Raw genomic sequence first — 6,811 nt, 5'->3', positions numbered from 1 at the left:
CGCGTAAGATCGTCGGCAGCGTCAGATTTGTATAAGAGACCGCCCTGGGTCTGCCTGCCCCCGCCTCAGGTCACCCGTGCCACCCACCGGGCCAGCACGTCCGGCCCCACCGGTTCGTCCAGGGAGGACATGAAGCGCTCCAGGTCCGCATGGAACGCGAGGCAGTCCGGGTAGCGCTCCACCGGGTCCGTCGCGAGCGCCCGCTCCAGGATGCGCTGCATCGCCTCCGGCAGGTCCGGCCGGCGCTCCACCGCGGGCACGTAGGAAGCGGAGCGGATGGCCTGGAGCGCGCCCACGAGGTCCTGCCCGGCGAAGGGACGCAGGCCGGTGAGCAGTTCGTAGAGCACCATCCCCAACCCGTACACGTCACCGCGCAGGTCCGGAGACTGGCGCTGGAACAGCTCCGGCGGCTTGTACGCCAGGGCATCCACCGGCGTCAGCCGCGTGCGGAGGTCGTGCACCGCCAGCTTCGCGATGCCGAAGTCGCTCACCTTCACGACGCCCTCACGGGACACCCGGACGGTCCCGGGCCGCACGTCGCGGTGCGCCCACTCCAGCGGCATTCCCGTCGCCCCATCCGTCAGAGCGTGCACGTACGCCAGCCCCATGGCGGCCTGGGCCACGAGCCCTGCGCACACGCCGAGCGGCAGCGGCGCCCCCTGCGCCGCCAACGCCTGGATGAGTGAGTGCAGCGAAGGCCCATCGATGGGCTCCGTCACCCGGAATGCGTTCCCATCCTCCGTCCCGAAGTCGAGGACCCGCTGCACGTTCGGATGGACCAGGCACGAAGCATTCTCGGCCTCGGACAGGAACGTCTTCACGAGCTCGGGGCGTCTCGTGAGCTCGGGAAGGACGCGTTGGAGCTCACACGGGCCTCTGGCGTCTTCCGCCAGGAAGGTCTCCACCCTCTCTCCTTCGGAGAGCTTCTGGATGAACCGATACTTCCCGATTTGCATGGTCCGTGAGGCTTCCCATGTCTCACTGGAAAAGTGAAACAGCCCAGGGGCCAGGCGTTCGCAACCTCTCAAGCGCCGTCTGCATGTTTGACCCTGACGTGACGTGGTCCGTAGGATCCGCGCTCCCATGCCTCCCAAGGCCATTGGTCCCTACCGCGTGTTGGAAACGCTCGGCAGTGGCGGGGCCGGGACCGTCTATCGGGCCCTGGACCGCCGCAGCAACGACGAGGTCGCGCTGAAGCTCCTGTCGACGGGTGGACCGTCGCTGGACGACCGCGCGGCCCGGAGACTCGCGCGCGAATTCGAGACGCTCGCGGACCTGGCCCACCCCAACGTGGTGAAGGTCTTCGAGGCCGGCGTCCACGCGGGCCAGCCGTACCTGGCCATGGAGCTCATCGAAGGGCTCACGCTGCGCCACTACCTGGACGTGAGCTTCAACGACCTGCACACGCCCACGCCCTCCTCGCGCGGCCCGCTCACCATCCGCCGCACCGCGGACGACGACTTCGGCAGCGTCGACAGTCCGGACGAGGAAGAGGACGACGACGTGGAGGACGACGGCACCTTCGACCTCAACGCCTTCGCGGAGGAAGCGCCCAGCGAGGACCTGGCCAGCTTCCACGGCGCCGGGGACGACGACCCGGATTCGGACGGGATGCGCGTGGTGGATCCGCGCCGGGCCGCCCCTCGCGCGCCGCAGCTCCCTTCCCGCCCCACCACGCCGAAGGAGGCGGACCTCAACCGTCCGGAGCGCATGGGCAAGCTGAAGGACGCCATGCTCCAGGTGTGCGAGGCGCTGGCGTACATCCACGGCCACGGGCTGGTGCACCGCGACCTGAAGCCATCCAACATCATGGTGGACGACGACCGCCAGGTGCGGCTGATGGACTTCGGCCTGGCCAAGTTCCTCGCGGACGACGCGGGCATCACCGCGGACGGCAAGCTGGTGGGCACCTACCGGTACATGGCCCCGGAGCAGATTCTGGGCGAGCCGCTGGACGGGCGCGCGGACCTGTACAGCCTGGGCGTCATCCTGTACGAGCTGATGAGCGGGCGTCCGCCGTTCGACGCGAAAACGCCGCACGAGCTGTGGCGCCAGGTGCTGGAGACGGAACCTCCGCCGCTGCTCGCGCTCAACCTGCATGGCGACCCGCAGCTGGCGCGGGTGGCTCATCGCCTCATCCGCAAGGAGCCGGACGACCGGTTCCAGACGGCCGAGGAAGTGTACGAGGCCCTCTCAGAGTGACGACGACGACGCACACCCTCACCGTGGACGCCGACAAGGCGGGCCAGCGGGTGGACCTGTTCGCGGGCGAGGCCCTGGGCCTGTCCCGCGCGCGCATGAAGCGCCTCTTCGAGGAGGGCCAGGTCCGCGTGGACGGCCGCCCCGCCAAGAAGGGCCTCCTCGTCACCGCCGGCCAGAAGGTCGCCGTGACGGTGGAGGAGTCCTCGCGCGAGGCCGTGCCCGACACGGACTTCCCGCTCGTCGTCCTGCATGAGGACGAGGCCCTGCTCTTCGTGGACAAGCCCGCCGGCCGCCCGTCGCACCCCCTGCAGCCGGGTGAGACGGGCACGGTGGCCAACGCCCTGGTGGCGCGCTACCCGGAGGTCGCGCAGGCGTCCCAGGACCCGCGCGAGGGCGGCCTGTGCCACCGGCTGGACGTGGAGACGTCCGGGGTGCTCGCGGCGGCCCGCACGCGAGAGGCCTGGACCACCGTGCGCGAGGCCTTCAGCAACCGCGCGGTGGACAAGCGCTACGTCGCCCTGGTGACGGGCCCGCTGGCGGACGAGGGCGAGGTGGAGGTGCCGCTGCGCCACCACCCGCGCCATCCGGACCGCGTGGAGCCCGCCCCCTACGGCGCCGAGGACGCCCGCGAGGCGCTGTCCCACTTCCGGGTGCTGGCCCGGTCCGGGGACTACAGCCTGGTGGAGGTGAAAATCCTCACGGGCGTGCTGCACCAGGTGCGCGCGCATCTGGCCGGGGTGGGCGCGCCGCTCGTGGGGGACGCGCTCTACGGGGGCCGCGAGGCGCCGGAACTGGGGCGGTTCTTCCTGCACGCCCGCTCGCTCACCGTGCAGCACCCGGTGACGAAGGAGCCCGTGAAGGTGGAGAGCCCGCTGCCGCCGGACCTGGTGGCGGAGCTGGGACGCCACGGGCTGGCGTGGCCCGTGGCCGGTTAGTCGCCCATCACCTTGACGATGACGCGCTTGCGGCGCTGGCCGTCGAACTCCGCGTAGAAGATCTGCTGCCAGGGGCCCAGGTCGAGCTTGCCGGCGGTGACGGGAATCAGCACCTGATGGTGGACGAGCATGGATTTCAGGTGCGCGTCGCCGTTGTCCTCGCCGGTGCGGTGGTGGCGGTAGTCGGGGCCATGGGGCGCCAGGTGCTGGAGCCAGTCCCAGATGTCCTCATGGAGGCCGGGCTCGTCGTCATTGACGAAGACGCCCGCGGTGATGTGCATGGCGGACACCAGCACCATGCCCTCCTGGATGCCGCTCTTCTTCAGCAGGGCGGCCACGGTGTCCGTCAGGCGCACCAGTTCGCGCCGGGCCTTCGTCTCGAACCAGAGGTATTCGGTGAGGGTCTTCATGGCTCGCACTGTCAGAGGGGACCACTAGAGTGACTCACGTCATGCGAGCCATCCTCCACGTGGACATGGACGCCTTCTATGCGTCCGTCGAGCAGCGCGACAACCCGTCCCTCCGGGGCAAGCCGGTCATCGTTGGCGGGCATGCACAACGCGGCGTGGTGGTGGCCGCGTCCTACGAGGTGCGCCCCTTCGGCGTGCGCAGCGCCATGCCCATGGCACGGGCGATGAAACAGGCGCCACACGCCATCGTGGTGAAGCCGCGCTTCTCCGCCTACGCGGAGGCCAGCGAGCACGTGTTCGCCATCTTCGAGCGGTACACGCCGCTGATCGAGCCCCTGTCGCTGGACGAGGCGTTCCTGGACGTCACCGCGTCGGTGGGGCTGTTCGGCGCGGCGGCGGACATCGCGAAGCGGATCCGCAAGGAGATTTCCCACGAGCTGAACCTGCCGGCGTCCGCGGGCATCGCCACGGCGAAGTTCGTGGCGAAGATCGCCTCCGACCTGGCGAAGCCCAACGGCCAGCGCGAGGTGCGCCCGGAGGAGACGGTGGCCTTCCTCGCCGGGCTGCCGGTGTCGCGGCTGTGGGGCGTGGGGCCGAAGACGGAAGAGGCGATGAAGCGCGCGGGGCTCGTCACCATTGGCGACGTGGCGGCGCGGGACGTGGACTGGCTGGAGGAGCGGTTCGGCGCGGCGAGCGCGAAGCACCTGTGGGAGCTGTCGCACGGCATCGACGCGCGGGACGTGGTGCCGGACCGGGCGGCCAAGAGCGTGGGCGCGGAGGACACCTTCGACGAGGACCTGACGGGCCTGGAGGCGCTCAAGCCGCACGTGCACGCGCAGGCCCTGAGGGTGGCCCGGCGGCTGCGGCGCGCGACGCTGAAGGGCCGCGTGGTGCAGCTCAAGCTGAAGTTCGCGGACTTCACGCTCATCACCCGCCGCGTCACGCTGCGCGAGGCCACGGACGACGGGCAGGTCATCTACCGCGCGGCGCTGGAGCTGCTGGAGCGCGCGCACGAAGGCAAGGCGCTGCGGCTCACCGGCGTGAGCGTGCAGTTGGACGAGGACGAGCCGCAGCTGGGCTTGTTCCCGGCGGCCGCGCCGAAGTCGTCGAAGCTGAACGAGGCGATGGACCGCATCGCGGCGCGCTTCGGCAGCAAAGCCATCACCATGGCGGACATCGCGGAGGCGGAGGCGTCGGACGATGACCAGCACCGCTCCGAGAAGCCGGTGGACAAGCCGAAGCGGTAGCGCGGCCCTCGGACATGACCAGCGCCGGAGCACCTGCGAGCGCTCCAGCCCTGTCGCGGCACTGACACGCTTGGGCGAGCCGCAGCGCCCCTACGACACGACAGGGGCCGTAGCACCTGAAGCGCTCCAGCCCTGTCGCGGCATCGACAAGCTTAGACGAACCGCAGCGCCCCTACGACACGACAGGGGCCGTAGCACCTGAAGCGCTCCAGCTCTGCCGCTGCACCGACACGCTTGGGCGAGCCGCAGCGCCCCTACGACACGACAAGGGCCGTAGCACCTGAGCGCCCCAGCTCTGCCGCTGCACCGTCACGCGGGAGAAAGCGGTGGCGCGTCACCGGGCTCGCGGACACGACAAGGGCCGGAGCACCTGAGCGCTCCAGCCCTTTCGCTGCGACACCACCGCGAAGGAACTACCCCTCGCCCGCGTCGGAACCGGAGGAGGCGCCCGAACCGCCGCCCTCTCCGCTCCCGTTGCCGGAACGGCGACGACGGCGACGACGGCGCTTGCGGCGGGGGCCTTCCGCGTCCGCACCGCCAGCGGCTCCGGCGCGCGGCGGAGGCACCTCTCCGGCCTGCCAGGCCTCCAGCGCCTCGCGGCCCTCGTCCGTGGCCTCCACCGTCATCGCGTAGACGGCCAGCGCCTCGTTGAAGAGCGGGTGGCGGCGGAAGGCGCCCGTCTTGCGGCGGCGCTCCCCGGACAGCGTGCGCTGCATCAGGAGCAGCATGCGGCAGCGCTCGGCGATGCGGCGCGGCAGCCGCGCGGACTCCACGAAGCCCGCCAGCAGGTCCTCGATGACGCGCGACACCGACGCGCGGCCCTCGTCCTGCGACTCCTCCACCGGCGGGTGCGCGCGGCTGATGGGCACCAGCAACGCCGCCAGCAGGATGGCGTCGTCCAGCACCTCTCCCGCGGACACGCGCTTATCCAGCGCCTGCGCGAAGGCGTAGAAGGTCTTCTCCCCTTCCTTGCCGTTCTCGCGCAGGTACTCGTCCACGGGCGGCAGCAGAATCTTGAGCGCGTCCAGCGCCGCCAGCAGCTTCAGCGCCGGGGCGGACACGCCGCCTCGGATGAGCCGGAACGTCTCCTCCAGCAGGCGCGCGGGCGCGCAGCGCGGCAGGTCCTCCACCGCGCCTTCCATCGCCGCGTACGTGCGCGACTCGATGTCCAGGTCCAGCTTCGCCGCGAAGCGCACCGCGCGCAGGATGCGCACCGGGTCCTCGCGCATGCGGATTTCCGGGTCGCCAATCGTCCGGATGAAGCGCTCATCCAGGTCGCGCCGGCCGCGCACGTAGTCGATGACCCGGCCTTCAGCCGCGTCGTAGAACAGGCCGTTGATGGTGAAGTCGCGGCGGCGCGCGTCCTGCTGCGCGGTGCCGAAGACGTTGTCGTGGGTGATGAGGAGGTCCTCGCCGCTCTGCCCCTCCTCCGCCGCCGCCGCCGCGCCGGCCGCCGGCTCCAGCTCCGTCGGGTTCGCGCGGAAGGTGGACACCTCCACGATCTTCCCGCCCTTGAAGTAGACGTGCGCCAACCGGAAGCGCCTGCCGATGAGCCGGCAGTTGCGGAAGATGGCGCGCACCTCGCCCGGGTGGGCGCTGGTGGCCACGTCGAAGTCCTTGGGCTTCTTGCCCAACAGCAGGTCGCGCACGCAGCCACCCACCAGGTACGCCTGGTGACCGTGCTGGTGCAGCCGCAGCACCACCTTGAGCGCGTCCGGATCCATCTCGTCCGGGTCGATTTCCGCGGGCTCACCCGTGCGGGTGGTGGTGGGCGCCTGCAACTCCGGCTCGTTCGCGGCGGGCTCCGGCTCCGGCTCCAGGATGACGGCCTCGGGCTCCTCGGCTTCGTCACCCGCCTCGGCGGCGGCCTGCGCGTCCTCCGCCTCCGCGGCCTTCAGGGCCTCGGTGGCGGCCAGGATTTCGTCGGTGACCTCCGGGCCGGCGTCCTCGGTGTCATCGTCATCGTCGTCGAACCCGTCGTCCTCCGCCGCGTCCGCGGCGAAGGGGGGCTCGGAGG

Annotated in this window: 6 protein-coding genes; 3 read left to right on the top strand and 3 right to left on the bottom strand. The window is 70.9% G+C overall.

From position 1 onward, the window contains the following. Positions 1-65: 65 nt before the first annotated feature. Positions 66-956, bottom strand: a complete 891-nt coding sequence (locus D7V77_RS39160) for a serine/threonine-protein kinase (protein WP_158624571.1) — start codon at positions 954-956, stop codon at positions 66-68. A gap of 127 nt (positions 957-1,083) precedes the next feature. On the opposite strand from D7V77_RS39160, the gene D7V77_RS39155 reads away from it, so the two are divergent. Both D7V77_RS39155 and D7V77_RS39150 read left to right on the top strand, forming a co-directional pair. After that, entirely contained in the window at positions 1,084-2,202 is a 1,119-nt protein-coding gene (locus D7V77_RS39155) for a serine/threonine-protein kinase (RefSeq protein ID WP_120581311.1), read from the top strand. Further along, positions 2,199-3,137, top strand: a complete 939-nt coding sequence (locus tag D7V77_RS39150; protein ID WP_120581310.1) for an RluA family pseudouridine synthase — start codon at positions 2,199-2,201, stop codon at positions 3,135-3,137. The genes D7V77_RS39155 and D7V77_RS39150 overlap by 4 nt, the downstream gene beginning before the upstream one ends. On the opposite strand, the gene D7V77_RS39145 is transcribed toward D7V77_RS39150, so the two are convergent. After that, positions 3,134-3,547, bottom strand: coding sequence for a secondary thiamine-phosphate synthase enzyme YjbQ (locus D7V77_RS39145; protein ID WP_120581309.1), 414 nt, complete (start codon positions 3,545-3,547; stop codon positions 3,134-3,136). The genes D7V77_RS39150 and D7V77_RS39145 overlap by 4 nt on opposite strands. 41 nt (positions 3,548-3,588) lie before the next feature. On the opposite strand from D7V77_RS39145, the gene D7V77_RS39140 reads away from it, so the two are divergent. Beyond that, on the top strand, positions 3,589-4,794 hold the full coding sequence (locus tag D7V77_RS39140) for a DNA polymerase IV (RefSeq protein WP_120581308.1): 1,206 nt from the start codon (positions 3,589-3,591) through the stop codon (positions 4,792-4,794). Between the two features lie 413 nt (positions 4,795-5,207). Here D7V77_RS39140 and pcnB read toward each other — a convergent pair. Beyond that, the coding region (gene pcnB, locus D7V77_RS39135; RefSeq protein ID WP_120581307.1) for a polynucleotide adenylyltransferase PcnB at positions 5,208-6,811 on the bottom strand (1,604 nt) is incomplete at its 5' end.

Source organism: Corallococcus sp. CA041A (assembly GCF_003612075.1).
Taxonomy (GTDB): domain Bacteria; phylum Myxococcota; class Myxococcia; order Myxococcales; family Myxococcaceae; genus Corallococcus; species Corallococcus exiguus.
This window is presented reverse-complemented; position numbering and strand designations above follow the sequence as displayed.